The 26,333-nt window shown below is 67.8% G+C and carries 25 protein-coding genes and 3 pseudogenes; 16 read left to right on the top strand and 12 right to left on the bottom strand.

The features are described from left to right. Positions 1-49: 49 nt before the first annotated feature. The 5 genes from IT882_RS01840 (at position 50) to IT882_RS01825 (ending at position 2,856) form a co-directional block, all read left to right on the top strand. The gene (locus IT882_RS01840; protein WP_195692923.1) at positions 50-583 is read left to right on the top strand and encodes a tetratricopeptide repeat protein; all 534 of its coding nucleotides are present in this window, start codon (positions 50-52) and stop codon (positions 581-583) included. A 36-nt stretch (positions 584-619) separates the two neighbouring features. Then, complete coding sequence (locus IT882_RS01835) at positions 620-1,108, top strand: SprT-like domain-containing protein (RefSeq protein ID WP_195692922.1); 489 nt, start codon at positions 620-622, stop codon at positions 1,106-1,108. A gap of 152 nt (positions 1,109-1,260) precedes the next feature. Beyond that, a complete protein-coding gene (locus IT882_RS16190; RefSeq protein ID WP_229382243.1) occupies positions 1,261-1,407 on the top strand; it encodes a hypothetical protein in 147 nt (48 codons plus the stop codon). A 222-nt stretch (positions 1,408-1,629) separates the two neighbouring features. Next, complete coding sequence (locus IT882_RS01830; RefSeq protein ID WP_229382242.1) at positions 1,630-2,673, top strand: NAD(P)/FAD-dependent oxidoreductase; 1,044 nt, start codon at positions 1,630-1,632, stop codon at positions 2,671-2,673. A 27-nt stretch (positions 2,674-2,700) separates the two neighbouring features. Beyond that, the gene (locus IT882_RS01825) at positions 2,701-2,856 is read left to right on the top strand and encodes a hypothetical protein (protein ID WP_195692921.1); all 156 of its coding nucleotides are present in this window, start codon (positions 2,701-2,703) and stop codon (positions 2,854-2,856) included. Here IT882_RS01825 and IT882_RS01820 read toward each other — a convergent pair. Beyond that, the gene (locus IT882_RS01820; protein WP_195692920.1) at positions 2,853-3,380 is read right to left on the bottom strand and encodes a 2-phosphosulfolactate phosphatase; all 528 of its coding nucleotides are present in this window, start codon (positions 3,378-3,380) and stop codon (positions 2,853-2,855) included. The two genes, IT882_RS01825 and IT882_RS01820, sit on opposite strands and share 4 nt — an antisense overlap. 40 nt (positions 3,381-3,420) lie before the next feature. Here IT882_RS01820 and IT882_RS01815 point away from each other — a divergent pair, with 40 nt between their 5' ends. Continuing rightward, the gene (locus IT882_RS01815) at positions 3,421-3,948 is read left to right on the top strand and encodes a hypothetical protein (RefSeq protein WP_195692919.1); all 528 of its coding nucleotides are present in this window, start codon (positions 3,421-3,423) and stop codon (positions 3,946-3,948) included. A gap of 4 nt (positions 3,949-3,952) precedes the next feature. Here IT882_RS01815 and IT882_RS01810 read toward each other — a convergent pair whose 3' ends face one another. The 5 genes and pseudogenes from IT882_RS01810 to IT882_RS01790 form a co-directional block, all read right to left on the bottom strand. After that, positions 3,953-5,425 (bottom strand): ABC transporter permease, encoded by a 1,473-nt coding sequence (locus IT882_RS01810; RefSeq protein WP_195692918.1) that lies wholly within the window; start codon positions 5,423-5,425, stop codon positions 3,953-3,955. Next, a complete protein-coding gene (locus IT882_RS01805; protein ID WP_195692917.1) occupies positions 5,422-6,219 on the bottom strand; it encodes an ABC transporter ATP-binding protein in 798 nt (265 codons plus the stop codon). Before IT882_RS01805 ends, IT882_RS01810 begins: the two co-directional genes overlap by 4 nt. A 130-nt stretch (positions 6,220-6,349) precedes the next feature. Beyond that, positions 6,350-7,003: a response regulator gene (locus IT882_RS01800; RefSeq protein ID WP_195692916.1), complete on the bottom strand. Its 654-nt coding sequence runs from the start codon at positions 7,001-7,003 to the stop codon at positions 6,350-6,352. Then, entirely contained in the window at positions 7,000-8,226 is a 1,227-nt protein-coding gene (locus tag IT882_RS01795) for a sensor histidine kinase (RefSeq protein WP_229382241.1), read from the bottom strand. The genes IT882_RS01800 and IT882_RS01795 overlap by 4 nt, the downstream gene beginning before the upstream one ends. Positions 8,227-8,294: 68 nt before the next feature. After that, a pseudogene (locus IT882_RS01790) lies at positions 8,295-9,693 on the bottom strand (MFS transporter). 199 nt (positions 9,694-9,892) lie between these two features. Between IT882_RS01790 and IT882_RS01785 the strand changes: the two are divergent. The 7 genes and pseudogenes from IT882_RS01785 (at position 9,893) to IT882_RS01755 (ending at position 16,995) form a co-directional block, all read left to right on the top strand. After that, positions 9,893-10,741: a nitrilase-related carbon-nitrogen hydrolase gene (locus IT882_RS01785; RefSeq protein WP_195692915.1), complete on the top strand. Its 849-nt coding sequence runs from the start codon at positions 9,893-9,895 to the stop codon at positions 10,739-10,741. After that, positions 10,738-12,174: a dihydropyrimidinase gene (gene hydA, locus IT882_RS01780; protein WP_195692914.1), complete on the top strand. Its 1,437-nt coding sequence runs from the start codon at positions 10,738-10,740 to the stop codon at positions 12,172-12,174. The genes IT882_RS01785 and hydA overlap by 4 nt, the downstream gene beginning before the upstream one ends. Before the next feature lie 8 nt (positions 12,175-12,182). Further along, positions 12,183-13,198, top strand: a pseudogene (locus IT882_RS01775) (TIGR03842 family LLM class F420-dependent oxidoreductase). A 31-nt stretch (positions 13,199-13,229) separates the two neighbouring features. After that, entirely contained in the window at positions 13,230-14,138 is a 909-nt protein-coding gene (locus tag IT882_RS01770; RefSeq protein ID WP_324253910.1) for an ABC transporter permease, read from the top strand. After that, positions 14,135-14,947: an ABC transporter ATP-binding protein gene (locus IT882_RS01765; protein ID WP_195692912.1), complete on the top strand. Its 813-nt coding sequence runs from the start codon at positions 14,135-14,137 to the stop codon at positions 14,945-14,947. The genes IT882_RS01770 and IT882_RS01765 overlap by 4 nt, the downstream gene beginning before the upstream one ends. After that, positions 14,944-15,735, top strand: a complete 792-nt coding sequence (locus IT882_RS01760) for an ABC transporter permease (protein WP_195692911.1) — start codon at positions 14,944-14,946, stop codon at positions 15,733-15,735. Before IT882_RS01765 ends, IT882_RS01760 begins: the two co-directional genes overlap by 4 nt. Before the next feature lie 87 nt (positions 15,736-15,822). Continuing rightward, positions 15,823-16,995 (top strand): ABC transporter substrate-binding protein, encoded by a 1,173-nt coding sequence (locus tag IT882_RS01755; RefSeq protein WP_195692910.1) that lies wholly within the window; start codon positions 15,823-15,825, stop codon positions 16,993-16,995. A 108-nt stretch (positions 16,996-17,103) separates the two neighbouring features. Here IT882_RS01755 and IT882_RS01750 read toward each other — a convergent pair whose 3' ends face one another. Next, positions 17,104-17,589: an Lrp/AsnC family transcriptional regulator gene (locus IT882_RS01750; protein WP_195692909.1), complete on the bottom strand. Its 486-nt coding sequence runs from the start codon at positions 17,587-17,589 to the stop codon at positions 17,104-17,106. A gap of 111 nt (positions 17,590-17,700) precedes the next feature. On the opposite strand from IT882_RS01750, the gene IT882_RS01745 reads away from it, so the two are divergent. Continuing rightward, positions 17,701-19,125, top strand: coding sequence for a DUF6421 family protein (locus tag IT882_RS01745; protein WP_195692908.1), 1,425 nt, complete (start codon positions 17,701-17,703; stop codon positions 19,123-19,125). Between the two features lie 43 nt (positions 19,126-19,168). Next, positions 19,169-20,232, top strand: a pseudogene (locus tag IT882_RS01740) (threonine aldolase family protein). 35 nt (positions 20,233-20,267) lie between these two features. Here the strand turns inward: IT882_RS01740 and IT882_RS01735 are convergent. Genes IT882_RS01735 through IT882_RS01720 form a run of 4 tightly spaced genes read right to left on the bottom strand, consistent with a single transcriptional unit; the run spans position 20,268 to position 24,730 of the window. Further along, complete coding sequence (locus IT882_RS01735; protein ID WP_195692907.1) at positions 20,268-21,782, bottom strand: alpha-N-arabinofuranosidase; 1,515 nt, start codon at positions 21,780-21,782, stop codon at positions 20,268-20,270. Between the two features lie 4 nt (positions 21,783-21,786). Continuing rightward, positions 21,787-22,869 carry a Gfo/Idh/MocA family protein gene (locus IT882_RS01730; protein ID WP_195692906.1) on the bottom strand — a complete coding sequence of 361 codons (1,083 nt, stop codon included), beginning with the start codon at positions 22,867-22,869 and terminating at the stop codon, positions 21,787-21,789. Beyond that, positions 22,827-23,549 carry a ThuA domain-containing protein gene (locus tag IT882_RS01725; protein WP_195692905.1) on the bottom strand — a complete coding sequence of 241 codons (723 nt, stop codon included), beginning with the start codon at positions 23,547-23,549 and terminating at the stop codon, positions 22,827-22,829. The genes IT882_RS01730 and IT882_RS01725 overlap by 43 nt, the downstream gene beginning before the upstream one ends. Next, positions 23,546-24,730: a Gfo/Idh/MocA family protein gene (locus IT882_RS01720; RefSeq protein WP_195693997.1), complete on the bottom strand. Its 1,185-nt coding sequence runs from the start codon at positions 24,728-24,730 to the stop codon at positions 23,546-23,548. Before IT882_RS01720 ends, IT882_RS01725 begins: the two co-directional genes overlap by 4 nt. A gap of 91 nt (positions 24,731-24,821) precedes the next feature. On the opposite strand from IT882_RS01720, the gene IT882_RS01715 reads away from it, so the two are divergent. Then, positions 24,822-25,886 carry a LacI family DNA-binding transcriptional regulator gene (locus tag IT882_RS01715; protein WP_229382240.1) on the top strand — a complete coding sequence of 355 codons (1,065 nt, stop codon included), beginning with the start codon at positions 24,822-24,824 and terminating at the stop codon, positions 25,884-25,886. On the opposite strand, the gene IT882_RS01710 is transcribed toward IT882_RS01715, so the two are convergent. Then, the gene (locus IT882_RS01710; RefSeq protein WP_195692903.1) at positions 25,840-26,331 is read right to left on the bottom strand and encodes a bifunctional nuclease family protein; all 492 of its coding nucleotides are present in this window, start codon (positions 26,329-26,331) and stop codon (positions 25,840-25,842) included. The genes IT882_RS01715 and IT882_RS01710 overlap by 47 nt on opposite strands. Positions 26,332-26,333: the final 2 nt, after the last annotated feature.

Raw genomic sequence — 26,333 nt, 5'->3', positions numbered from 1 at the left:
GATCTGGCGGCCTGACCGCGGCGATCACCGCCTGCGGGAAGGAGCGCGAGTGAGCTATATCCACGGCTACGACCCCGTCACGCTTCGTGAAGTGGTCAACCCGCGCGATTGCCGCGAACGCCTCGATGAACTCGGCGATCAGCGCTCACTCCCGGCCCTGCTTGAACGGGTGTGGCTGCTGAAGGTCCTCGACCGCCTGGATGACGCGCTCGAGATCGCCGATCAGACGGTGCGCACGGCCCGGATGGCAGGAACACGCAAAGACCTGCTGCGCGCCCGCATCCTGCACGCGACGGTGCTGCAATTCCGCGGATCTCTCGCGGCAGCCGAGCAAGAGCTCACGACCTGCGCCGTCGAGGCCGAAGGTGCCGGATGGGCCTCGATCGCCGCCTTCGCCTACCAGCACCGCGGGAAGGTGCACTACGACGCCGGCGACTTCGACGCTGCGCGCGCCGACTTCAAACGCGCACTGTTCGCCCGTCAGAGCACGGCGACACCGGATGACCAGCTCGAGTCGACGCTTCTCGCGATCGACGCTGCGGAGCGTCGCCGGGCAGAGGCCGGCGCGGCCGTCGCAAGCTGACCGGCCGGTGTCCGACCCTCCGCTTACGCTGTCGTCATGTCCGAGTTGCACCGCGTTCGCCATTGGGCCGAGGCCCTGCTCTCGGCGCACCTGAGTCCGGAATGGACATTCGGCTTCGACAACGCGAAGCGCCGTGCGGGCCTGTGCGACTTCACGCGTAAACGCATCACGGTGTCGCGCTATTTGGCCGCCCGCCACGACGACGACACCAACCACCAGACGCTCCTGCACGAGGTCGCGCATGCGCTCGCCGGCGCTGCGGCCGGTCACGGCCCGCGGTGGAAGGCGATTGCGCGCGACCTCGGCTATGTCGGCGGCACGACCCACCACGGGGAGACGGCAACAGAACTCGCGCCGTGGGTCGGGGTGTGCCCGTCGGGGCACGTCGCCTATCGCCACCGCCGGGCCAGCCGGCAGACCTCCTGCGCGCGCTGCGCGCCCCGCTTCGATGAGCGCTACCTGCTCACCTGGTCCAAGCGCGAGATCCCGGCATCCGTGCGCCTGGCGGCGATGACCCCGCGCTGAAGCACCGGATCCTCTTTTCTCCGGCCTTTAGTCCCTATCTCGCTAGTACCCCCGGGGTATCGTGCGAGTGAAGGCCATGGCGGCCGGAAAGCGAGGAACACGATGTCACGTGTCATCGTTCTCGGCGCAGCGTTGCGGGCCATACCGCTGCGTTGACACTGCGTCGCAAGCTCGGGAAGGAACACGACGTCATCGTCGTGTCGCCGAACGCGAACTGGAACTGGATCCCGTCGAACATCTGGGTGGGCGTCGGACGGATGAGCCGCGACACCGTGGTGTTCCCGCTGGCTCCGGTCTAGAAGCGCAAGAAGGTCGCGTTCCACCAGGCCAAGGCCACGGCGATCTGGCCCGATGGCGACGGCGACTCTGCCCAGGGCGCCGTCGATATCGAGTACACCGAACCCGGCCGTGCGGGCCAGACCGAGCGGCTGCGCTACGACTACCTCATCAACGCCACGGGTCCCGCACTGAACTTCGCGGCCACGCCGGGGCTCGGGCCCGACAACGGCTACACGGTGTCGGTGTGCACCCCGGGGCACGCCACCGACGCATCCGAGCAGCTCGACGCTGCCATCGAGCGCGCCCGGGCTGGAGAACGGCTGCGCTTCGTCGTCGGTGTCGGGCACGGACAGTGCACCTGCGAGGGCGCGGCGTTCGAGTACGCGTTCAATGTCGAGCAGAAGCTCACGCAGGCCGGTGTGCGCGAGAACACCGAGCTGGTCTACCTCAGCAACGAGCCCGAACTCGGCGACTTCGGCGTCGGCGGCATGTCGTTTCGCACCAAGGGCGGCGACATACCAGGCCAGCAGTGGATGTCGAGCTTGTTCCGCGAGCGCGGCATCCGTGCAATCACCCGCGCTGCCGTGACCGCGGTCGAGCCCCAGACGATCCGCTACGTGCAGGAGGACGGTTCGCCGCAGGCGCTTGATTTCGACTTCGCGATGCTCCTGCCGCCGTTTCGCGGAGTCGCGCTGACCGCGTACGACCGCGACGGCTACGACGTCTCGGATCGGTTCTTCGCCCCGAGCGGGTTCATGAAGGTCGACGCCGATTACTCGCCGAAGCCGTACGCGCAGTGGTCCGCGAAAGACTGGCCGACCACCTACCAGGTGCCCGGATACCCGACCATGTTCGCCGTCGGGATCGCCTTCGCTCCCCCACACGCGATCTCGCAGCCGCTGTCGACACCCGAGGGTGTCGCTATCGCGCCCGCGCCACCGCGGACGGGAATGCCCTCGGGCGCGATGGGTAAGGCCGCCGCGCTGAACATCGCCGAGATGATCAGGACGGGCACGAGCATCGCCCGCCACGGCGCATCGATGGCGGAGCTGCCGGCCGCGTGCATCGCCTCGACCGGAACCGGGTTTGCCCGGGGAAGCGCCGTCGCCATGACCATGACCCCGATCGTCCCTGACTTCGAGGCTCGGCCCACCTCCCACGGTCGAGACCCCGACCACACGACCGGCGAAGTGGGTCTGGCCGCGCACTGGCTGAAGCGGATGCTGCACACGGCGTTCCTGTACAAGGCCAAGGCCTACCCGCTGTGGTATCTCATCCCGGAATGACCCCGCCACGGCGGTGAAAGGAGTCTCATGATGATCACGCCCGTGGATTCATCGGCCCAAGCGATGGTCGATGCCGCACCGCTGCCGACGGATGCCGATCTGCGCCGCCGCACGAACCTGTTCGTTCAGCTGTTCCGGTTCATCGTGCTCGGCTGGGGGATGTTCCGGCTCGCTCAGCACTAAGCGGGCGAATCGGCATCCACCGAGGCCGCGGCGAGAACCTCATCGCGGCGTCCGGCGTCAAGCCAAGCCTGCCCGGTCCCGCTGGCCGTCAGCAGATGGCGCACCGCCGGACGAAGTCCCCGGAACGCCTCACATGCCGCGGCAGCCTCGGGCGAGGTGTGGTCGATACCGCGCGCCGCGAGCGCGTCGATGACTGCTCCGGCACCGAGAAGGTCCTCGACGGCGAACCGCGCGCCGTCGGCATCCGCCCCGCCGCAGGCGATCACGGCGATGCTCGTGCGCTCGGCTCGCCGATGCTGCTCGGCCAACACGGCCTCACCGATCGCTGAGGCGTTCCGAAGCCCTCCGCGCAGCACGACGCTACCCGCCGCCGCCGCTTTCTCGGCGATCTGGTCGGCAGCGGAGTCCGCGTCGGCGAGGACGTCAACGATCACGGTGACCTGCGCCGGTGCCAGGCGGTCGCGGCCCGCGGGTCCCCACTCGAGACGTACCTGATAACGACCCTGATCCAGCGGTGACGGCATCCGTCCAGCGTAAAGCGATGGCGGATGCGAGACTTGCCGCATGCGCGTGCTCAGCAAGTTCACGATCGACTGCGATGCCGACGCCGCCTGGCGCGCCCTGCACTCCCCGCGGGTACTGGCCGAGGTGTATGGCCCGTTCCTCGACATGCAGCCGCTCGAAGCGATGCCGACCCGGTGGGAGCACGGCCAGAACGCCGCCGTCGGGCTCAGCATCGCGGGCCTGATCCCGGTCGGGCGCCAGCTCATCTCGATCACGGATGCGCAGCGCGAGCTCGACGGCGTGCGGGTGCGGATCATCCGCGACTCGGGCATGCCCCTGACCGGTCCGCTCGCCGTCCTCGATGTGTGGGACCACCAGATGGCGGTCTCGCCCCTTCCGGACGGCCGAACCCTGTGGCGCGAGCGCCTCGTGATCGGCGGCGCCGCGGCGCCGGTGCTGTGGCCGAGTCTGTGGGCCGTGTGGCAGTGGCGGGCTGCCCGCATCCGTCAGATCGCGCCATCGTGGGCACATGATCCGGATGCCGCGACGGCCGACCCCGAGGACTCGGACTCGACCGCCACGGCGTAACCCGCTACTCGCTCAGCGCCGCCACGGGAGCGACCCGCGTGGCAAGACGTGTGGGCGTCACCGATGCCACAACCGTGAGCACCGCCGTTGCCGCAATGATCACCACGAGCGGCCCGAGCGGCACCGCCGGCCACACGATGCCGGCGCGCAGGAGACCGTCGGGGCTCGTGGGAACGCTGCCCAGCAGCGACTGGGCTCCCGCCCAGCCGTACGCGATGCCCAGCAGAACGCCCAGCAGGGTCGAGGTCACCGTCACGTGGACCGCTTCGAGCAGCACCATCCGGCGGATCTGCGCGATCGAGACCCCGAGGGCACGCAGGAGCCCCAGTTCCCGGGTGCGCTGGATGATCCCGAGCGTCAGGAGGTTCACGAGCCCGACTCCCGCGATGACCGCCGAGATCGCGACGAGCCCCATCATGATCGCGGCGAAGGTGTCCATGATGCTGGCCAGCTCCGGCTCGAGCGTGCCTCCCGCGTTGGCCGTGAGCACCGCCTTCACCGACTCGATCGCCACGGCGAACATCGTCACGAGCGTCACACCGATGACGATGCCGATCGATGTCCGGGCGGCGCGCTCCGGATTCCGGTAGGCGTTCTGCACCGCGAGCCGGGCGGGAGCTGACCGACCGAACGCGCGTCCGACCAGACGCAGCGCCGGCGGCATGACCAGCGGGGCTGCCATCGTGATGCCGGTGAACGAGAGGACCCCACCGAAGAAGGCCACAACGACGCCGAGCGGCGAGACAAGACCCAGCAAGATGCCCGCAGCAAGCGCAACTGCCCCGAGGGCGAACAGGATGCCGGCGACCACGTGCCTGCCCCGACGCGCGGCGACCTCGTCGGCTGCAAGCGGGACCGAGCCCGACACGGCCTGAAGCGGTGTGACCTCGAGAACCCGCCGGGAGCCGATCCACGCTGAAAGCCAGGTCGTGAGCGCCACGATCAGGCCGGGAAGCAGCATCGAGACCGTGACGGGAGCGACATGCACGGCATCCAGCCCGAGTCGAACGATCGCGATCTGCGCTCCGGCGGCAGAGACGACGATACCCAGAACCGTGCCGGCCACCGCGCCGACGATGCCGACGACCAGGCCTTGCGTGGCGACCCGCGCGCGTTGTGAGCGCGCCGAGGCGCCGATCAGTCGCAGAAGCGCGATCTGGCGGGCACGCCCCGCGACGACAGTCGCGAACGTATTGGCCGTGACGATGCCGGCGACATAGACCGCGAGCGCGACGAGCAGCAGCGTGAGGAACCCGAGGACGAAAGCGAGGGTTCCGCTGTCCCCGATGTAGGGATCTGCGCGCAGCATCGCCGCCAGAAAGTCGGTCGTGGCGATGAGGACGACCCCGAACACCGTCGAGATCGCCGCGACCAGGATGCTGGCCCCCATCCCGCGCTCGCGCAGCCACGCGAGACTGGTGCGTGTTCGGCGCACGCTGAAGGCCGCAGGCTCGACGGATGTCGCGAGGGCACTCATGCCTCTACCCCCGTGCGCTCTGTCTCACGCTCGAGGCCACCGGCGTCAGCTGCCAACATGTGTGCCGAGATCTGCTCAGCGGTTTGTGCGGGCTTGTCGGCCACCAAACGTCCGTCGCCGAGGAACAGGACGCGATCGGCGTGGCTTGCCGCGACGGGATCGTGCGTGACCATCGCGATGGACTGTCCGCGGGTTCGGCTTGCTTCGGCCAGGAGCGCGAGGACCTCACGACCCGAGCGCGAGTCGAGGTTTCCGGTCGGCTCGTCGGCAAACAACAGATCGGGCGCGGTAGCCAGGGCGCGGGCGATAGCAACACGCTGCTGCTGGCCACCCGAGAGCTCGTGCGACCGGTGATTCAGGCGCGATCGAAGCCCGAGAGCATCGATGAGTCCGTCGATGCGGGAGCGTTCCAGCACGCTCGGTGCCCGACCGTCGAGGTCGAACGGAAGCAGGATGTTGCCCAGGGCATCCAGGGTGGGAACGAGGTTGAAGGACTGGAACACGAACCCGACGCGGCGCCGGCGCAGGATCGTGAGTTCCAGATCGCCGAGGTCGGTGATGTCGGTGTCACCGATCCAGACCCGTCCTGCGGTGGGGGCATCCAACCCCGCCATGATGTGCATGAGGGTCGACTTGCCCGAGCCGGACGGACCCATGATCGCGGTGAACTCGCCGCGACGGATGCCGACTGTGACGTCATCGAGCGCCCTGACCGCTCCGCTCCCGGTGCCATACGTCTTGCCGAGGTTCTCTACGCGGGCAGCCAAGCCCATCTGCGTCGTGGTGATCTTCATACCTCTGACGCTAGGAATCACACCCTCGCCACCGCGTCAGTCGTCGGATGCTCCCTCATACATCGCAGGGATGATTCCGCGACATCCGTCTGACGGCTTCCGCACGTGGACGCTCAGACGCTCGTCGAGGTCAGACCAGGCCGTGCTCGTAGGCGAAAACGACGAGTTGGACGCGATCACGCAGGCCGAGCTTGCCGAGGATGCGGCTGATGTGCGTCTTCACGGTCGCCTCCGAGAGGTACTCGCGGGTGGCGATCTCGGCGTTGGACAGACCCCGGGCCGCCTGGGCGAAGATCTCCCGCTCCCGCTCGGTCAAGTCGCCGAACGCGCGCGGCACGGGGAGTGTCCGTTCGTCGCGGAAGTGCGCGAACAGCTGCGCGGTGGCCGTCGCGGCGATGACCGCCGACCCGGCATGAACGCTGCGGATCGCCGCGAGGACGAACTCGGGTTCCGCGTCCTTGAGCAGAAACCCGCTCGCACCACCACGGATCGCGCGGGCCGCCGCCTCGTCGAGGTCGAAGGTCGTGAGCATCACGATGCGAGGCGCCCCCGGGTCCTGCAGCAGCTGCGCCGTCGCCTCAATGCCGTCCATGACCGGCATCCGAATGTCCATGAGAACGACGTCCGGATGGGTATCCCGCACCACCGATAGCGCGGCCAGGCCGTCCCCCGCTTCCCCCACGACCGCCATATCGCGCTGCGAGTCGATCACCATCCGGATGCCGGCTCGGAAGAGCGCCTGATCGTCGACGAGCGCAACCCGGATGACGGCAGGATCGCTCATACGGCGGTCGCCCCAGCGCCCGCCGCCATTCCGGTCCCGGGGCCCCCGGGGATGGGGAACGTGGCGCGCAGAATCCACGCCTCACCGACCATTCCCGCCTCCACTGCGCCACCCACGAGCCGCGCCCGCTCGCGCATGCCGACGATACCGTGACGCACCTCGATCGGCTCGGTGGGGTGGGCGCCATCATCCACCGTAGGCGGGCCTACCGGATTCGATACCCACAGGTGCAACCGGTCGGGAAGCCACCGCATCGTGACATCGATGTCTCCGTTGCCATGACGGATGGCGTTGGTGAGCGCCTCCTGCAGCACCCGGTAGACCGCCAACTGCACGGCCGCCGGCACGGTCGCGGGAGGCATCGGCTCGACATCCACCCGCACCGCGAGTCCGGCAGCGCGCACCTGCGCGTACAGGCCCTCCAGGTCGTTCAGCATCGGCTGCGGGGCTCGCCCTTCGCTGTGACGCAACTGCGCGAGAAGCAGCCGGACGTCCGCGAGCGCACTGCGCGCTGCGGTCGAGATCGTCGCGAGAGCGTCCTGCGCCGCCCGCGGTTCGGTGTCGGCGGCATACCGGGCCCCGTCGGCCTGGGCGATGATGACGGCGAGCGAATGACCGACGACGTCGTGCATGTCGCGGGCGATGCGGCCACGCTCCTGCTCCTCGATGCGTTCCCGCTCGGCGCGCTCGCGCTCGCGCTGTGTGCGCTGCGCACGCAGCGACGTTCGCACAAGAGCTCCCACCGTCCACGCCAGCAGCAGCGCAAAGCCCGCCGCGACGAGGACGGCAGCGGCCAGCGGAAGCAGGCTCCACGAGTCGACGCTCAGCAGTTGCGCGCCGAAGAGGTACCCCGTGATGACGGTGGCCCCGACGATCGCCGACGCGAATCCGAGCCAATACACGACCACCGTGCCGTAGGCCGCCGTCGCATACAGCACAGCGAAGATCGCGACATCGACGAAGGAGGGGGGACGCAGCAGGAGCATCTGCGCGATCGCCGCGATCCACGCCGCCCCGAGCGCGAGCAGCGGCGAGAGCCGGCGCACCGCGAGCGCGCTCGCGAAGAGCAAACACATGATGACGGTCGTCAACGCGGCCTCGGGTGCCCAGCCAGCGCCCGTCAGCTCGATGGGGAGGCAGACCAGCCCGAACACCCCGGCGACGGTGACATCGGTCGCCACCTGGTAGGGCAAAAGCTCGCGAAAAATGGCGGGGCGCTTCACCTGCTCCACGGTACGGAGTGCTGGGGCCGCGCGCGTCCATCTCGCGATGTATCTGCCGGCCTAGCCGCCTACGGTGACGGCGCGCTCTCCGCTTCCATCACCGCGGCCTCGGGCGCCGCGCGGTACTGGGCGGTGATGAGCCGATACGACCGCGTCGTGAACGCGAGCAGGGCGATGACGACCATGGCGAGCCCTGCGAAGACGAACACGAGCGCGATGCCGCGCGCATCCCCGTCACCGAGCAGCCATCCCCAGGTCTGCTGACCGCTCGGCTATTCCATGGAGGGGATGATCCAGAACTCGGCGATCGGTGCGATGAGGAATGCCGTGATGGGCGCGGCCGCCGATTCGAACGCGGCGGCGAACCCGAAGACGCGCCCCTGCGAGCCATAGGGCACGACCTTCTGAATGACGGTCTGCTCGGCGGCCTCGACCGCCGGCACGAGAGCCATGTAGAGCCAAATGCCCGCGGCGTAGAGCAGCCACCACTCGCGGATCGTGAACAGCGCGCCGAGCAGTCCCATCGCGACCACGACGAGCAGCATCGTTCGGATCGGATTTCGACCAAGTCCGAACCTGGCGATCACGATGCCGCCGACGATGAAGCCGGTCGCAGCCACCCCGAACACGATCCCCCACGCCTCGACGGTGAACAGGGTCAGACCGTAGGGGTCCATCAGCGCGATGTAGACCCCACCGATGAGGTTGTTGAACGTCGAGAAGATGATGAGCGCGAATAGTCCGGGCGCCAGCCGCACGGCTGTGATGGCGCCCCGGAGATCGACGCCGCGCCCCACGGATGCTGTCGGCTGGTCCTCGGGGATCCGCAGCAGCAGCAGATGAATCCCCGCGATCGCCGTCGCGACAATCGCGATGAGTAATGTCCAGCCCATGCCGAGGAGGCCAACCGACAGTCCGCTGAAGACGCTCGTGATGATGAACGCGATGCCCTGAACGGTGCCGACCAGGCCGTTGGCGTTCGCGTGCCGCTCCTCGGGGACGAGGAGGGTGACCGTGGTCGAGAGCGCGATGTTGCGCATGTTCTCGACGATCGAACCGAGCAGGATGATGCCGGCGAAGGCCCAGAACCAGGGACCGCTGATGTCGACGGGCGCGGACTCGGGCTGGGCGAGATAGAGAGCCCCGGCGATGAGGAACGCCACCAGGGTCGCGGCAGCCGAAAACACCATGACCTGATGCTTGCGGTGGCGGTCGACGAGCGTGCCGAACCACATCGCGAACACCCGCCAGCAGCAGCATGTACGTCCCGCCGATGATCCCGGTTGCCAGCACCGAGCGGGTCTCGAGGTACACCCAGAACGTGAGGGCGAACCACAGGTAGCTCGTCGTGATGTTCGCAGCGGCGGTATTCACGAGCACGTGGAGGAAAGTGCGCTCCTTCGCGGTGCCGAAGCGGCGTGCGCGAGAGGCAGCGTCAGTGGGGTCCGCCGGAGCGGGAGTCGTCATGCCGGGAAGCGTACTGCGAGGCCCGGACATCCAAAACTCTCGCGTTCCGCCCCGGAACGGCGCATGATCGAGGACAACCTCGTCGAGCCGAACGGTTACCACCCCGACATGACACGAAACGGTGGGGAAACGTCGAGGACCCAGGATGGCGAGAAGTGGGCCGGTCGGCTCGCCCGCCGATACGGAGGGAGCAACCGAGATGACGACGGTAAGAGCGGCCATCACGCAGACCACGTGGACCGGCGACAAGGCATCCATGCTCGACAAACATGAGCAGTTCGCCCGGGATGCAGCATCCGACGGCGCACAGGTCGTGTGCTTCCAGGAACTCTTCTACGGCCCGTACTTCGGCATCACGCAAGACAAGAAGTACTACCGCTACGCCGAACCGGTCGACGGTCCCATCGTGCAGCGCTTTGCGGCAGTGGCGAAGGAGCTCGGCACCGTCATGGTGCTGCCGATCTACGAGGAGGCCCAAACCGGGGTCTACTACAACACGGCAGTGCTGGTAGATGCCGACGGCACGGTGCTCGGCAGCTACCGCAAGAACCACATCCCGCACGTCGAGAAGTTCTGGGAGAAGTTCTACTTCCGGCCCGGCAACCTCGGCTACCCGGTCTTCGACTCTGCCGTCGGAAAGGTCGGCATGTACATCTGCTACGACCGCCACTTCCCGGAGGGGTGGCGCGAGCTGGGCCTGAACGGCGCACACATGGTCTTCAACCCCAACGCCACCAAGCCGGGGCTGTCCAACCGGCTCTGGGAGGTCGAAGGGCCGTGCGCTGCCGTGGCCAACGGCTACTTCGTGCTTCAGCCCAATCGCGTGGGTCGCGAAGACAACGAGTACGGCGACGAGGCGGTGAGCTTCTACGGCACGAGCCAGGTCATCGACCCGCGGGGGAATTTCGTCGGCGCCCTCGGCTCCAGCGAGCACGAAGAAGTCCTCATCCGCGACCTGAACCTCGACATGGTCCAGGAGATGCGCGACGACTGGCAGTTCTACCGCGATCGCCGCCCCGACAGCTACGAAGGGATCTCTGCGCCATGAGCACCACGCTGATTACCGGCGGCACCGTCGTCTCGGCCACTGGCCGGGCAGCCGCCGACGTCCTCATCGACGGAGAGAAGATCGTCGCGGTTCTCGCGCCGGGCTCAGAACTGCTCGGGACGAACCTGGCGGCATCCGTCGACACCGTCGTCGACGCGACGGGCAAGTACGTCATCCCCGGCGGCATCGACGCCCACACCCACATGCAGCTGCCCTTCGGCGGCACGTTCGCGAGCGACACGTTCGAGACCGGCACGCGCGCCGCCGCGTGGGGCGGCACGACGACGATCGTGGACTTCGCCGTGCAGACCTACGGCACGAAGGTGCCCGACGGCCTCGCCGCGTGGCATGAGCTTGCCGCGGGAAACTGCGCGATCGACTACGGCTTCCACCAGATCGTTGGGGGCATCGACGATGAGTCGCTCGCGTTCTTGCCGACCCTCGTCGACGAGGGGATCACGAGCTACAAGCTGTTCATGGCCTACCCCGGCGTCTTCTATTCGGATGACGCCCAGATCCTGAAGGCGATGCAGGTCGCCGCCGACACCGGTCTGCTCACGATGATGCACGCCGAGAACGGGCCCGTCATCGACGTCCTCGCCCAGCAACTGGTCGACGCCGGCAAGACCTCTCCGTACTTCCACGGTAAGGCCCGCGTATGGCAGGCCGAGGAGGAGGCCACGCACCGCGCGATCATGCTCTCGAACATCACCGGAGCGCCGCTGTACGTCGTGCACGTCTCTGCGAAACAAGCTGTCGAGCAGCTCGCCGCCGCCCGTGACAACGGGTTCAACGTGTTCGGCGAGACCTGCCCGCAGTATCTCTACCTTTCGCTGGAAGAGCAGTTGGGCGCCTCCAGCGAGCAGTGGGGCGACTTCGAGGGCGCCAAGTGGGTGTGCTCGACGCCGCTGCGCTCGCGCGAGGAAGGCCACCAGGACCACATGTGGCAGGCGCTGCGGACGAACGATCTGCAGATGGTCTCCACCGACCACTGCCCGTTCTGCATGAAGGACCAGAAGACCCTGGGGCTGGAGGATTTCCGCAAGATCCCCAACGGCATCGGCTCGGTCGAGCACCGCATGGACCTCATGTACCAGGGCGTCGTCACCGGCGAGATCACCCTCGAACGCTGGGTCGAGCTGACCAGCACGACGCCGGCGCGCATGTTCGGGATGTACGGCAAGAAGGGCGTCATCCAGCCGGGGGCGGATGCCGACATCGTCGTCTACGACCCGAACGGGCACACCTCGATCGGCTACGAGCGGACCCACCACATGAACATGGATCACTCGGCCTGGGAGGGTTTCGAGATCGACGGGCACGTGGACACCGTGATCTCCAAGGGCAAGGTCATCGTTGACGACGGTCAGTACCTCGGCCGCAAGGGCGATGGCAGCTTCGTCAAGCGCGGCCTGAGTCAGTACCTGGTGTGAGGCAGCTCATGGATTTCGGTGTCGTCCTCCAGACCAATCCCCCGCTTCGCGCGTGATCCAGCTCTCCAAGCTCGCGGAGGCGCACGGGTTCAGCCACGTATGGACCTTCGACTCGCATCTGCTCTGGGAAGAGCCGTACGTCATCTACTCCGCGATCCTCGCCGAGACCCGCACGGTGACCGTCGGGCCGTTCGTCACAAACCCTGCGACGCGGGATTGGACGGTCACGGCATCCGTCTTCGCGACACTCAACGAGATGTACGGCAACCGGACGATCTGCGGCATCGGACGCGGCGATTCGGCCGTGCGCGTGACCAACGGCAAGCCCTCCACGCTGACAGAGCTGCGCGAGTCGATCCACGTCATTCGCGAGCTGGCCAACTCGCGAGCCGTCGAGTACAAGGATGCGACGCTCCAGTTCCCGTGGAGCACCGGCTCCGAGCTCGATGTCTGGGTCGCAGCCTACGGCCCACTAGCACTCAAGCTCACCGGAGAGGTCGCCGACGGGTTCATCCTGCAGCTCGCCGACCTCGACATCGCGGCGTGGATGATCCAGACGGTGAAGGATGCCGCGGCAGCCGCCGGCCGTGATCCGGAGTCGATCGCGTTCTGCGTCGCAGCTCCCATGTACATCGGCGACGACTGGGCCCATATGCGCGACCAGTGCCGCTGGTTCGGCGGGATGGTCGGCAACCACGTCGCCGACATCGTCGCCAAGTACGGCACCGACGGCGCCGTACCGGCTGCCCTCACCGACTACATCGCCGGTCGCACCGGGTACGACTACAACTCGCACGGCAAGAGCCACAACGACCACGTCGACTTCGTGCCCGACGAGATCGTCGACCGCTTCTGCGTGCTAGGGACGGCCGAGGAGCACATCGCCAAGCTCGAGGCACTGCGCGAGCTCGGCGTCACCCAGTTCGCCGGCTACCTGCAGCACGACAACAAGGAAGAGACCCTCCGTGTCTACGGCGAAACCGTGATCCCGGCCCTGCGCGAGAAGGTCACGGCGAAGTCGTGACGGCTCGACGCGGCTGGATCGACACGAGCGAGTGAGGCGGCACGACATGCGGGGGCGGATCGAGGGGCTCGGGTGGGGCATCCTCGGCGTGCTGGCGATCGTCCTCATCTGGGAGGGCTACAAGTTCCTCGGTCCCGCCGACGGTGTCACGATCGGCGCTGTCGAGGGTCAGACCGGTTCCGGATTCATGATCCTGCCGCGAACGCACGATCGCGCCATGCCTCACGTGTGGGACATGCTCGCACGACTTGTCGCTCCCACCAGCGGCGGCGACACCCCGCCCCTGGTCGCGACCGTCGCGATCGCCGCACTCACAACCCTCGGGATCGCGACGGTCGGGTGGGTGCTCGGCGTCATCGTGGGCGGTGCGCTGGCCCTGGTCATGCAGCGCTGGCAGCTGCTGGAGTGGGGCCTGCTGCCGTGGATCGTCGTGAGTCAGACGGTCCCCCTTATCGCGTTTGCACCCGTCATCAACGCGATCGGCAACCAGATCGATCGCGGCGGCACAAGCTGGCCGCAGTGGTTGTCGGTCGCCGTCATCGCTTCGTATCTGGCGTTCTTCCCTGTCGCGATCGGGGCCCTGCGCGGCCTGGAGGCACCCGACCGCATCCATGTCGACCTGATGCGCACCTATGCCGTCGGCTACTGGGCCACCCTGCGCCACCTTCGGCTGCCCGCTGCGGTGCCTCACCTGCTGCCGGCCCTGCGACTCGCCGCCGCGAACGCCGTGCTCGGGGTCGTCGTCGCGGAGGTCTCGATCGGGATGCGGGGCGGAATCGGACGGATGCTGATCCAGCTCGCCGGTCAAGCCTCCAGCGACCCGGCCGCCCCGTGGGGGCCGATCTTCGGCGCCATCGCGCTCGGGCTGATCGCAGCTGGCTCGGTCGCCCTGATCGGCGTGGGTCTGCACCGCTACCGACGAGGAGAGGCCACCGCATGAGTACGCCGTCGACTGCGCCAGAGACACCCGCCGTCCTCGCCCGCGACGTGGGGAAGGTTTTCCCAACGTCAGGTGGAGACGTCACCGCACTCACAGGGGTCGACCTGGATGTCGCGCCGGGTGAGTTCGTCTCACTCATCGGACCGTCGGGATGCGGTAAGTCGACGCTGCTGCGTCTGATCGCCGATCTGGACGAGGCGACAACGGGCACGTTACAGCTCTTCGGTAAACCCGCCCACCTAGCCCGGATCGATCAGGACTACGGCATCGCGTTCCAGCAGGCGGGACTGCTGCCCTGGCGCACGGTGGCGGGCAACATCGCGCTCCCTCTCGAACTGCACGGAACAGCCAAGCCCTCCCGCGAAGCGCGGGTCAAGGACCTTGCCGAGTTGGTCGGGCTCTCAGACTTCATTGATCGCTACCCCGATCAGCTCTCGGGCGGGATGCAGCAGCGTGTCGCCATCGCGCGAGCACTGGCTGCCCGCCCGCGGCTCCTCCTGATGGATGAGCCGTTCGGGGCGCTCGACGAGATGACCCGGGAGTACCTGCAGTCCGAGCTCACGCGCATTGCTGCTGAAACCGGCGCGGCCGTCGTGTTCGTCACCCACTCGATTCCCGAGGCCGTCTTTCTCTCGGACCGGGTTGTGGTGATGAGCCCTCGACCGGGGCGCATCACCGAGATCGTCGCGATCGGGCTCGGTCAGACGCGAGACGACGAGCTGCGCGAGTCGCCCGCGTACTTCGAGCGCGTCACGGCAGTGCGTGAAGCGCTGCACGGGACCGCGGTCGAGAGAGCGAACGAGAGATGAGCCTGCGCGCCAGCACGCTGTCAGCACGCCCCCTGCCGGGGTGGGTGCGCGTGGCAGCGCCGGTCGGGGTCGGCATCCTCGGCCTTGCCGCCTGGATCCTGTATGTCGATGTGGCTGCCTCGGCACCACGCATGCTGCCGAGCCCCGTCGCGATCGTGCAGGAGTTCGTCGCGCACAGCGACATCATCGCGGAGGCGATGGCGGTCACTGCCACGAACGCGCTCATCGGTCTCGTGGTCGGCTCGCTCGTCGCGATTGCGCTGGCGGCGCTTGCCGCCGCGATTCGCCCGTTCGACGGGATGCTCGCACCGCTCGTCGCCGCGCTGGCGGTGATCCCGATTGTCGCGATCACCCCGGTGCTCAACACGATGTTCGGCGCATCCAGCCAGTTCGGTAGGCAGGCCGTCGCCGGGCTTGCCGCCTTCATCCCCGTCTTCATCAACGTGCTGCGCGGGCTGCGTCAGAGCAGGCCCGTGCACCGCGATCTGTTCCGGGCCTCTGCAGCATCACCGGGTCAGACCTTCCGGCTGCTGACCCTGCCGACCGCGCTGCCCTACCTCATGACAGGCCTGCGGATCGCGAGCTCCCTGGCGGTCATCGCAGCGCTCGTGGCCGAGTACTTCGGCGGGCCCGCCAACGGTATCGGCACCGCGATCGCGACGTACGCCAAGTCGGGACGCGCTGCCCTGGCCTGGGCTTTCGTGCTGGGCGGAATCATCATCGGCCTCGCCTTCTTCCTGGTCACCTCGCTTCTGGAGCGTTTGTCGACCCGAAGGATGCCGGTCTGACCGGCATCGAGCACCACCCGCACCACCGAGCACCATCGGCACTACCCGCACCACCGAGAGAGCACCCCCACCGAAGAAGGGAACACCGTGAGACACAGCACCAGACGCGGCCTTGTCGCCGCATCCACCCTCACCGTCGCCGCGCTCACACTGGCGGCGTGCGCGGGCTCGTCCGATCCAGCCACCACGGAAGACAGCGGGGAGTTCGAGCCGCTCACCACTGTCAGTCTGCAGCTGCAGTGGCTCCCGCAGGCGCAGTTCGCGGGCTACTACGTCGCCCTCGACCAGGGCTACTTCGAGGAGGAGGGCTTCGACGATGTCGAGATCATCCCGTCCGGCGGCGACATCGTTCCCCAGGACGCCCTGATCGCGGGAGACGTGGACTTCGCGATCGCCTGGGTCCCGAAGGTCCTCGGAAGTCTCGAGGCGACGGGCGTGGAACTCACCGATATCGCGCAGGTCTATCAGGAGTCCGGCACCACTCAGGTCTCCTGGGCTGACTCGGGCATCACCGAGGTCGCCGACTTCGAGGGCAAGCGCATCGGCTCGTGGGGCTTCGGGAACGAGTGGGAGATCTTCGCCGCGATGGCAGCCGATGACCTCGACTCCACGACGGTGTCGATTACAACGCAGGACTTCAGCATGAACGCGCTGCTGGATGGCGACGTCGACGCCGCGCAGGCGATGACCTACAACGAGCTTGCGCAGGTTCTCGAGACCGTCAACCCCGAGACTGGCGAGTTGTACACCCTCGACGACCTGAACGTCATCTCGTACGAGGAGACCGAGGGCGCGATGCTGCAGGACGCGATCTGGGCAGACACCGAGCGCCTCGCATCCGACCCGGCATACGCCGATGCCGCCGTGCGGTTCCTCAAGGCGATCACGAAGGGATGGATCTACGCCCGCGACAATCCTGTCGAGGCCGCCGCGATCACCTACGACTACGCGATCAACGCCGAAGCTGCCTTCCCGGTGGGCCCCGTCCACCAGGAGTGGATGATGAACGAAGTCAACAAGCTCATCTGGAACGGGTCAGAGTTCGGCGTGATGGACCCGGCAGCCTGGGACAAGACGGTCGCCGGCGCCCTGTCTGCGGTCAACCAGGACGGGCTGAACCTCATCACTGCTGAGCCGCCCGCGTCGGCGTACTCCAACGAGTACATCGAGCAAGCTCTCGCGGAGCTCGTCGAGGACGGATACGACGTCTCGGCGACGTACACCCCCATCGAGGTCACGTTGACCGAGGGCGGGCAGTAATTCCCGCTGGACCGGCCGAGGGAACTCGGCCGGTCCAGCATCCGCCTCCCCGCTCGAGCGAGCTGGCCAGTCCGTGAGCCCCGGGGAGCTCGAGACCTCTCGAAGCACCTAGCGCGGAACAGCAGCGGGTGCGATCGGACGATGCTCGTAGAAGGTCTGCAGCACCACGGTCGTTCGCGTGCTCACGTTGGCTGCCACCCGGATGTCGCGAAGCAGCGACTCCAGGTGACGGGGCGTCGCGACCCGCACGAGCAAGAGGTAGCTTGCCGAACCCGCGACGGAGTGGCAGGCCTCGATGTCTTCCAGGTGAGCGAGCAGTTCGGGTGCCGTGTCGGGCTGCGCGGGGTCGAGCGGGGTGATCTCGACGAACGCTGCCAGCGGCTTGCCGACAGCCTCGGGGTCGACGACGACGCGGTATCCCGTGATGATCCCCCGGCTCTCGAGGCGACGAACACGTGCCTGCACCGCGGACACAGACAGCCCGACGGCCGCCGAGAGGTCGGCGAGGGTCGCGCGCGCATCCGCCGAGAGGGCGCGCAGGATGCGGGCGTCGGTATCGTCATCGAGCCGAGGGGGCGCAGTTTCCGTGGACATAGGCACGAGCCTAGCCGCGGCAAGCCGTGAGAGCCGGAAATATTCCTGCTGCACAGCGGCTTTGACGGAGAAATATCTAGAATCGCCAACGACCATACGTTCGGAGGCCTCATGTCGACCCTGTCGTCCCCCGCTCCCCTCACACCGTTTGCTCCCGCCGAGATCAGTGCATCGGTGGAGACCTCGCCGGCGTGGCTTCGGCTGCGCGCCGCTGCCGAAGCGCTGCACCCGCTGCAGGTCACCGACGGCTCGATTCCGGATGCCGCAGACCACCCCGCGGCCCGCGCACACGTCGCGGCGATCGTGGCGGCAATCACCGAGTTGGCCCCGGCGTTCCCTCACGACGCCAGCTACCTCACTGCCCTCACGCGGGACTTCGAACGGTGGGCTGGCGACGGGTTCGGGGTTCCCGACTTTCTCGATTCGCTGGTGGAGTTCCAGCCGCAGCGGCATCGCGTGAACGGCATCCGTCACCTTGTCGTCTTCCCGATGTACACACAGAACGGATCGAGGCAGCGTCATGTCGAGGCGGTTCTGGTCGAGGCCATCTGGCCCGAGTTCATCGCGGAACTCGAGAGCACGGACTACGGCAATGCCCTCTTCGTCTCGCTCCGGCTGATCGACTTCACGGCGGGCTACGACACCAACTCTGCGGTGCTGTTTCCCGAGACCGTCGCGATGCGCGAGATCCCGACCTTCACGTGGGGCGGGATCTTCCAAGACCGTGAGGCTGCCCGCTATCGCCGGGTCGTGCGCGCGGCAGCTGAGATCACCAAGCTCGACCTTCCGGCCGATGCGGCGCGCATGCTGGATGACCCGGCCCTCGCCGAACGCACCTTTGTGATGTGGGATCTCATCCACGACCGCACCCATATGCGCGGAGACCTCCCCTTCGACCCGTTCATGATCAAGCAGCGGATGCCGTACTTCCTCTACGCGCTCGAGGAGTTGCGCTGCGATCTCACGGCGTTCCGCGAGAGCGTCCGAATCCACGCGCGGCTGCAGGGGCGCCGCGACGGCGGCGAGACCCTCAGCGCGACCGAGGACGAGACCCTCGAACACGCTCAACTGGTGCAGTACGCCGTGGTCTTCGACCGGATCTTCCGGTTCGCGATCACCGGGTCGCGGATGCGCAACTACGACGGACTCGGTGGACAGCTGCTGTTCGCGTGGCTGCACCAGCGCGGGGTGCTCCACTGGACCGACACCGCCCTGACCATCGACTGGGACGCGGTTCCCGCAGCCGTCGTTGCGCTGGCCGACCGCATCGACGAGCTCTACTGGGCCTCCATCGACAGGCCCAAGCCCGTGCACTGGCTGGCTGCGTACGACCTCATCCGCGAGACGCTTCCGCCGCACCCGGCCTCGCGATGGAACCGGGGGCTGCCTGACGACGTGCTCGCCGGCCCGCTGTCGGGGTATACGGATGCCGTGCTCGACGACGAGTTCCCGCTGTCGATGTTCTACGAGGCGCTCGAGAAGAAGATGCGCCCGGTGATCGCCTCAACGTCCGGCATCCGGGCCACCGACGCATGACCGCGTCGCGAGGAGAGGTCCCCGCGAACCGTAGGCTGAGACGGTGAGCAGCACACCCGTCCACGCCCGCGGATTCGCTTCCGACAATTACTCCGGTATCCACCCCGAGGTTCTCGCAGCGATTGCCGCCGCGAACGTCGACCATGAGCCCGCGTACGGCGCCGACTCGGTGACCGAGCGGCTTCGCGGGGTGTTCGCGGGCCACTTCGGGAAGGCCGTCGAGGTGTTCCCGGTCTTCAACGGCACGGGCGCGAACGTCACGGCGCTGCAGTCGATGCTGCCCCGGTGGGGAGCGGTGATCGCGGCATCCACGGCCCACGTCAACAGCGATGAGGGCGGGGCGCCCGAGAAGGTCGGCGGCATCAAGCTGCTCACCATCCCGACCCCCGACGGCAAGCTCACGCCCGAGCTGATCGACACCGAGGCGTGGGGATGGGGCGATGAGCACCGCGCCCAGCCACTGGTGGTCGCCATTACCCAGTCGAGCGAACTCGGCACCCTCTACACACCCGCCGAGATCCGCGCGATCGCCGACCACGTCCACGAGCGCGGAATGCTGCTCTACATGGATGGGGCCCGGATCTCCAACGCCGCCGCAGCCCTCGACCTGCCGCTGCGCGCCTTCACGACGGATGTCGGGGTCGACGTCGTCAGCGTCGGGGGAACCAAGAACGGGGCTCTCGCGGCCGAAGCGATCGTGGTGCTCGACGAGGCGGCATCCGTCGGACTGCACTACCTGCGCAAGATGAACATGCAACTCGCCTCCAAGATGCGGTTCGTCTCGGCCCAGCTGGTCGCCCTGTACGAGGGTGACCTGTATCTGCGCAACGCCCGTCACGCCAACGCCATGGCAGCGCGCCTCCGACACGGCCTGGAGGAGGCGATCGCCGCGGGCACCATCCGGGGGTCGGGTTCACGCAGCAGACCCAGGTCAACGGCATCTTCGCGACGCTGCCCCCGGGAGCTGCCGAGACCGTCCGCGAGAGCTTCCGGTTCTACGACTGGGATGCCTCGGTCGGTGAGGTGCGGTGGGTGTGCAGCTTCGACACGACCGAGGCCGACATCGACACCCTGATCGAGGCCGTCGCCCGCGCAACGCGCGCCTGAGCACGCGTCGCGCGGGTCACCTCAGATACTGACCCTCAGGCGAGGTCCAGCTCGATCGTCGCGAACGAGTGAGCCGGAAGCCGCACGGAAAGCACCCCGTCGTCGATCTGCGCCTCCACCGGCGTGGGTGCGACCCGGTCGGGCGCGCTCGGGTCGTTGAAGGCCGACGCGCTCTCCGCACTGAGGACGCGGGCACGGGCGACGGAAGCTGCCCGACCACGCAGGTCGATGCTCACATCCAGGTCATCGTGCGCCGCCAGGTGTGTCAGCGAGACCAGGGCCCTGTGGTCCTTGACGGATGCCGAGAACGACAACAGCGGCAGCTCCTCATCCCCCACCGTCTCGCTCGGCGCCTCGAGGATGTGAGCGCCTAGCTGCAGGGCATCCTGGTGCCCCTTGTTCATCTCGAACACGTGATAGGTCGGCGTCAGCACGAGACTGTCACCGTCGGTGAGGATCATCGCCTGCAGCACGTTGACGGTCTGGGCGATGTTCGCCATCGTGAGCCGGCGCGCGTGACGGTGGAAGATGTCGAAGTGCAGGCCCGCGACCAGGGCGTCGCGCACCGTGTTCTGCTGGAACAGGAACCCAGGATTGGTGCCCTCCTCGACGTTCCACCAGGTGCCCCACTCGTCGCACACGAGGTCGATGCGCCCACGCGGATCATAGGCGTCCATGAGCGCGACGTGTGCGGCGACGATCCGCTCGATCCCGGCCGCGTAGGCCATCGTCCGGTAGTACTGGTCGTCGGTGAAGCCCGCGGCATCCTCGGTGTTGATGCCCGTTCCCGAGTGCGTGTAGTAGTGGAACGAGATCGCCTGGTAGACGGGATTGTCGTCCTTCGTGCACCCGAGGCAGTTCACCGCCTCCATGAGGGCTCGTGTCCAGCGGAGGTCGCCCTCGTTCGCACCGGCGGCGATGCGGGTGAGCTGATTGCCGCCGTGGTTGCGGCAGAAGGTCGCGTAGCGGCGGGCCTCGTTCGCGTAGTGCTCGGGCGACATGGTGCCCCCGCACCCCCACGCCTCGTTACCGAGACCCCAGAACGGGACCTTCCAGGGCTCGTCGCGACCGTTCTCGCGACGCAGCCGCGCCATGGGGCTGTCGTCGTCGCGCGTGAGGTACTCGACCCAGTCGGCCATCTCCTGCACCGTGCCGCTGCCGAGGTTTCCGTTGACATAGGGGTCGGCGCCGAGCATGTCGCACAGGTCCATGAACTCGTGAGTACCGAAGTGGTTGTTCTCGATGACATCACCCCAGTGGGTGTTCGCCATGCGGGGGCGCTGGTCGCGCGGGCCGATGCCATCCCGCCAGTGGTACTCGTCGGCGAAGCATCCACCCGGCCAGCGCAGATTCGGGATGTTCACGGCACGCAGGGCCTCGACGATGTCGAGACGGATGCCGCGCTCGTTCGGGACCGGTGAATCCTCGCCGACCCAGAACCCGTCGTAGATGCAGCGACCGAGGTGCTCGGCGAAGTGCCCGTAGAGGTGGCGGCTGATGACGGGACCGGTCACGTCGAGGTCGACGACGGCGCGGGCGGTTGCGGTCATGGGTTCATCTCCAGTCGGATGCGGGGGTCAGCGGAACCAGGGGCGGTCGCTGCACCGTGGTCGTGAGGGTGATTGGGGTGTTCTCGCGCGCCGAGCGCAGCAGCTCGGCCATGATCTCGAGGACGTGGAGGGCGAGGGCACCGCTCGCACGCCCGGCGCCGGTGCGCACGTGGTCGATAAGGCCGATACCGCGCCCGGCATCGCGGTATCCGGCTGACGCTGCAACGCTCTCCCAGTCCGGTGCTCCCAGCATCCGCACCTGCACGTCACCCTCGAACATGTTCGGGTCCGGGACGGCGATCGAGCCGGTCTCGCCGTGCACCTCGATCGGGGAGGCGTGGGTTGCGACGCTGTCGAAGCTGAAGACGACGGTCGAGATCGCGCCGCCGGCGTGCCGTAGCGTGCCGGTCACGTACGTGTCGACCTCGACCGGAATCTCCTCCCCTGCCCGCGGTCCCGATGCGATCGTGCGGGTGTCGCGACTGCGAGAGGATGCTCCACTGACGCTGACGACGGGGCCCAGCAGGTGGACGAGCGAGGTGAGGTAGTACGGGCCCATGTCCATGAGGGGTCCGCCGCCCTCCCGGTAGTAGAAGTCCGGGTTCGGATGCCACGCCTCGTGCCCTGGGGCGACCCACGTGGCCGTCGCCGCGAGCGGGCGGCCGATCCGACCCGAGTCGACGATCTCCCGGGCAGTCTGGATACCGGCGCCGAGAACGGTGTCGGGTGCGCCGCCGACCCACGCAGGCCCACCCGCCGCCATGATCTGCTGCGCCTGCGCCAGCGTTGCCGCGAGCGGCTTCTCCCCGTAAACGTTCTTGCCTGCGGCGAGCGCGGCCAGCGCGACCTCCGCGTGCGCAGCAGGGATCGTGAGGTTCAGCACGGTGTCGACGGCGGGGTCTGCCATCAGTTCCGCGACGCTCAGGGCGCGGCATCCGGGGATCGTGTCAGCGACCTCCTGCGCGCGGGCGTGATCAAGATCGGCGACCGCGACGATCGCGACGTCGCGCTCTCCGACGAGAGTCTCGCGGTACTGCGCGAAGATCACACCAAGTCCGACGACGCCGACGCCGTGCGTGCTGCCCACAGCAATCCCCTCTCGATGATCGTGCGTACGTTCGGGTTCTCGAGCACGTCAAGGCTGTGCCCGGGTGTCGCAACGAAGACGCGCCCCGCTCCCCACAGCCGGGTCCAGATCGCAGGCGACGTGATCGGGCGGTGCCAGGGGTGGTACGGCTGGGTCGGATGCGTCGTGGTCGCGAGAACGTCGTTGAGGTCATCGTGCAGGACCCAGTACTGCTCGGTCGTCAGCTCGAAATCGCCGATTCCTGCGGTGATCTCGTGCTCGTGCCCGAGCTCTGTCATCTCGACCGTGTACGGCAGGTAGTTATCACTCTGGTCGCCCGTGCACTGATCCGGGCTCTTGGACGGATGCGTCGCGAACTGCCCACCGATCAGCTGCAGGTAGTCGGCGTCCCGACGATAGGAGTCAGCGATTCCGCCGTGCCAGCCACCCAAACCGACGCCTGCGCTGACGGCGGCCCGCAGCCCGGCGATCGCCTCCCGCGATGCGTCGGCCATCGTGACGCACTGCAGCACGAGGTCGGTAGCTGCCATCACACCGGCATCCGTGTAGATCTCCGGCGACTCTTCGACCCGCACCGCGAATCCGCTCGCCTCCAGGAACGGGATGTAGAGGTCTGTGGCTTCGACGGGATGGTGCCCGTCCCACCCGCCGCGAACGACGAGCGCCTGCCTGCTGGTCACGATGATGCTCCTTCCACAACGGTCATGACGCTGCCGTGCGCCGCGCTGGCTTCGACGGCAGCGAGAACACGCTGCACCTGGGCTGCCTCGGCGAACGAGGGCGAGACAGGCCCCCGCTCGGTGATCGCGCGAACGACGTCCACGATCTGGTGCGTGAAGCCGTGTTCGTATCCGAGGCCGTGCCCCGCGGGCCACCAGGCCGCCGCGTACGGATGCTCGGGCTCGGTGACCTGGATGCGACGGAAGCCTTGTTCCCCCGCCGGATCGGCAGCGTCGTAGAACTCGAGGTCGTTCATATGCTCGAAGTCGAATGAGATCGCGCCGCGCGATCCGTTGATCTCGATGCGGTTGGCGTTGCGCCTGCCCGTTGCCATGCGGGTGGCCTCGAAAACACCCAGCGCGCCGCCGGCGAAGGTAGCGGTGAAGGCCGCGGCGTCGTCGACGGTGACCTCGCGACGCGGCGCACCGTCGGCGGCTCGTCCGCCAAGACCCACGTGCTCGTCGCGTTCCGGACGCTCGGTGACGAACGTTCTCGTGACCGCTGAGACGTTCGCAATCCGGTCTCCCGTGAGCCACTGGGCCGTATCGATGCTGTGCGCACCGATGTCTCCGAGCGTGCCCGACCCCGCGCGCGCCCTGTCCAGGCGCCAGGTGAAGGGGGCCTCGGGGTCGCTCAGCCAGTCCTGCAGGTACTGCGCCCGCACGTGTCGGATCTCACCCAGTCGCCCCGCCGCGATCAGCTCACGCGCAAGCGAGAGGGCGGGAGTGCGGCGGTAGCTGAACCCGCACATCGCGACGACGTCGGGAGCCGCCTCGGCTGCTGCCGCCATCCGGTCGGCATCGGCAACGCTGTTCGCGAGCGGCTTCTCGCACAGCACGTGCTTTCCGGCGGCAAGAGCTGCCAAAGCGATCTCGGCATGCGTGTCGCCGGGCGCGCAGATGTCGACGACATCGATGTCGGGACGCGTCACCACCTCCCGCCAGTCGGTGGCCGACGCGAGAGCCCCGAACTCGGTAGCCGCGGCGGCGGTTCGGTCGGGATCCCGCCCGACGACGACGGCGATCTCGGGGGTGGCGTCAAGGGGGAAGAAACGGTGCGCGGTGCGCCACGCATGGGCATGCATCTTTCCCATGAAGCCGGTCCCGATGATGGCAACCCTCAGGACTGCTGGACTCGACATCGCCATCGACATCGCCTTTCTCTCGCGATCCGCGCACCAGAATGCCACTGGGCGTGGCGGGTGTCTTCAATTTTGCGCAAAAATGGCCTGCGTGAGCTCCCTCGCCCAGATCGCCGCCGAGAGCGGGGTCAGTGTCTCAACGGCCTCCCGCGCGCTGCGCGGCAAGGGAGAGATGACCCCGCAGACCCGTGCCCGCGTGCTGGCTGTCGCCCAGCGGCACCGCTACTCGAGCACCGGCGTGCGGCGGGGACGACCGCGGACGGGAACGTCACGCCTGTTCGATCTCGTCCTGGGCACCTTCCACGACCCCTACGCCGACGAAGTGACCGCTGGCGCGCACCTGGCGGCAGCCCGGCATCGGTTCGACCTGGTCCTCACGGCAGAACGTGAGACTCCCGACGACGACTGGCCCCTGCGCATCCGGTCTCGAGGCTCGGCGGGCGTCGTGCTGGGCCTGATTCTGCCGACCGCTGCGCAGATCGCGCTGCTGCACGATGCCGGCATCCCGATCGTCCTGATGGACCCGCGAGCAGAGGCGGGGGAATCGTTGACCAGCGTGCGCACGACCGACCATGCCGGGGGTGCGGCAGCGGCGGAGCACCTGCTCGCGGCGGGCGCGGAGCGGTTCATCGTCGTGGATGCTGCGCCCTCGTACCGCTTCGGACGTGCTCGCGTGCAGGGCTTCGAGAGTACCGTCCGCTCGCGCTACCCGGCCGCCAGTATCCACCGGGTCCGAGCTGACTGGACCTCGCCCGGAGCCTGGCGCGTGAGTGTTCCGGCGCTGCGCGAGGCCGCGGCAGCCGGGCCGGTCGGCGTCTTCGCGGTCTCAGACGAGATGGCGATCGGGGTCTACCGAGCCGCGACCGATGTCGGCCTGCAGATCGGGCGGGATGTGCTCGTGGTGGGGTTCGATGACGTCCGAGGGGCGAAGTGGGTCCAGCCCGCGCTCACGACGGTTCACCAACCGATTCGGGAGATGGCGGGCGCGGCGATCGACGAACTGGCTGCCATCGCCCACGGCGCCGACCCCCAGCCGCGCATCATCGAGCTGGCAACGACGCTGGTGGTACGTGGTTCGACGGGGATGGCGGGCACCGGTGCCGACGGGGTCAGCCGCGAAAGTCCTCGGGGTCGACCTCGTCGAGAAACCGCTTGAACTCGTCGACCGAGACCTCTGCGTCATCCTCGTCGAGGATGTCGGGCATGCCGGCTTCCTCGATGACGGCGTCGGCGACCCAGATCGCAGCACCAACGCGCGAGGCCAGCGCAATGGCATCCGAGGGTCTCGCGTCGATGATCAGAACCTGGTCGCCGTGCGCAACGGTGATCTCGGCAAAGAACGTGCCGTCGGTGATTCGCGTCACCTCGACGCGTGTTACCTGCGCCTCCAGCTGCTGGAGCATCACCGTCATGAGGTCGTGAGCCAGCGGTCGCGGTGTCACCGCGTTCTCGACGGCGACGAGGATCGACGTCGCCTCCTGCGCACCGATCCAGATCGGCACGATCGATCCGACCCCCGGCGCATCACTGAGGGGCTTGAGCAGAATGACATGCTGCCCCATCGAATCCACCGCCACCCCGGCGACGCGTACCTGGACCATGC

It is taken from the genome of Microbacterium schleiferi (genome assembly GCF_015565955.1).
In the GTDB taxonomy this organism is placed as follows: domain Bacteria; phylum Actinomycetota; class Actinomycetes; order Actinomycetales; family Microbacteriaceae; genus Microbacterium; species Microbacterium schleiferi_A.
This window is presented reverse-complemented; position numbering and strand designations above follow the sequence as displayed.

Bases quoted from the DNA above. Each gene is read 5' to 3' on its own strand.
- IT882_RS01745 (WP_195692908.1), top strand. From the start codon at position 17,701: ATGTCGACCCTGTCGTCCCCCGCTCCCCTCACACCGTTTGCTCCCGCC.
- IT882_RS01810 (WP_195692918.1), bottom strand. From the start codon at position 5,425: ATGAGTGCCCTCGCGACATCCGTCGAGCCTGCGGCCTTCAGCGTGCGC.
- IT882_RS01825 (WP_195692921.1), top strand. From the start codon at position 2,701: ATGATGATCACGCCCGTGGATTCATCGGCCCAAGCGATGGTCGATGCC.
- IT882_RS01750 (WP_195692909.1), bottom strand. From the start codon at position 17,589: ATGTCCACGGAAACTGCGCCCCCTCGGCTCGATGACGATACCGACGCC.
- hydA (WP_195692914.1), top strand. From the start codon at position 10,738: ATGAGCACCACGCTGATTACCGGCGGCACCGTCGTCTCGGCCACTGGC.
- IT882_RS01720 (WP_195693997.1), bottom strand. From the start codon at position 24,730: ATGTCGAGTCCAGCAGTCCTGAGGGTTGCCATCATCGGGACCGGCTTC.
- IT882_RS01815 (WP_195692919.1), top strand. From the start codon at position 3,421: ATGCGCGTGCTCAGCAAGTTCACGATCGACTGCGATGCCGACGCCGCC.
- IT882_RS01710 (WP_195692903.1), bottom strand. From the start codon at position 26,331: ATGGTCCAGGTACGCGTCGCCGGGGTGGCGGTGGATTCGATGGGGCAG.
- IT882_RS01760 (WP_195692911.1), top strand. From the start codon at position 14,944: ATGAGCCTGCGCGCCAGCACGCTGTCAGCACGCCCCCTGCCGGGGTGG.
- IT882_RS01835 (WP_195692922.1), top strand. From the start codon at position 620: ATGTCCGAGTTGCACCGCGTTCGCCATTGGGCCGAGGCCCTGCTCTCG.
- IT882_RS01785 (WP_195692915.1), top strand. From the start codon at position 9,893: ATGACGACGGTAAGAGCGGCCATCACGCAGACCACGTGGACCGGCGAC.
- IT882_RS01800 (WP_195692916.1), bottom strand. From the start codon at position 7,003: ATGAGCGATCCTGCCGTCATCCGGGTTGCGCTCGTCGACGATCAGGCG.
- IT882_RS01735 (WP_195692907.1), bottom strand. From the start codon at position 21,782: ATGACCGCAACCGCCCGCGCCGTCGTCGACCTCGACGTGACCGGTCCC.
- IT882_RS01805 (WP_195692917.1), bottom strand. From the start codon at position 6,219: ATGAAGATCACCACGACGCAGATGGGCTTGGCTGCCCGCGTAGAGAAC.
- IT882_RS01820 (WP_195692920.1), bottom strand. From the start codon at position 3,380: ATGCCGTCACCGCTGGATCAGGGTCGTTATCAGGTACGTCTCGAGTGG.
- IT882_RS01765 (WP_195692912.1), top strand. From the start codon at position 14,135: ATGAGTACGCCGTCGACTGCGCCAGAGACACCCGCCGTCCTCGCCCGC.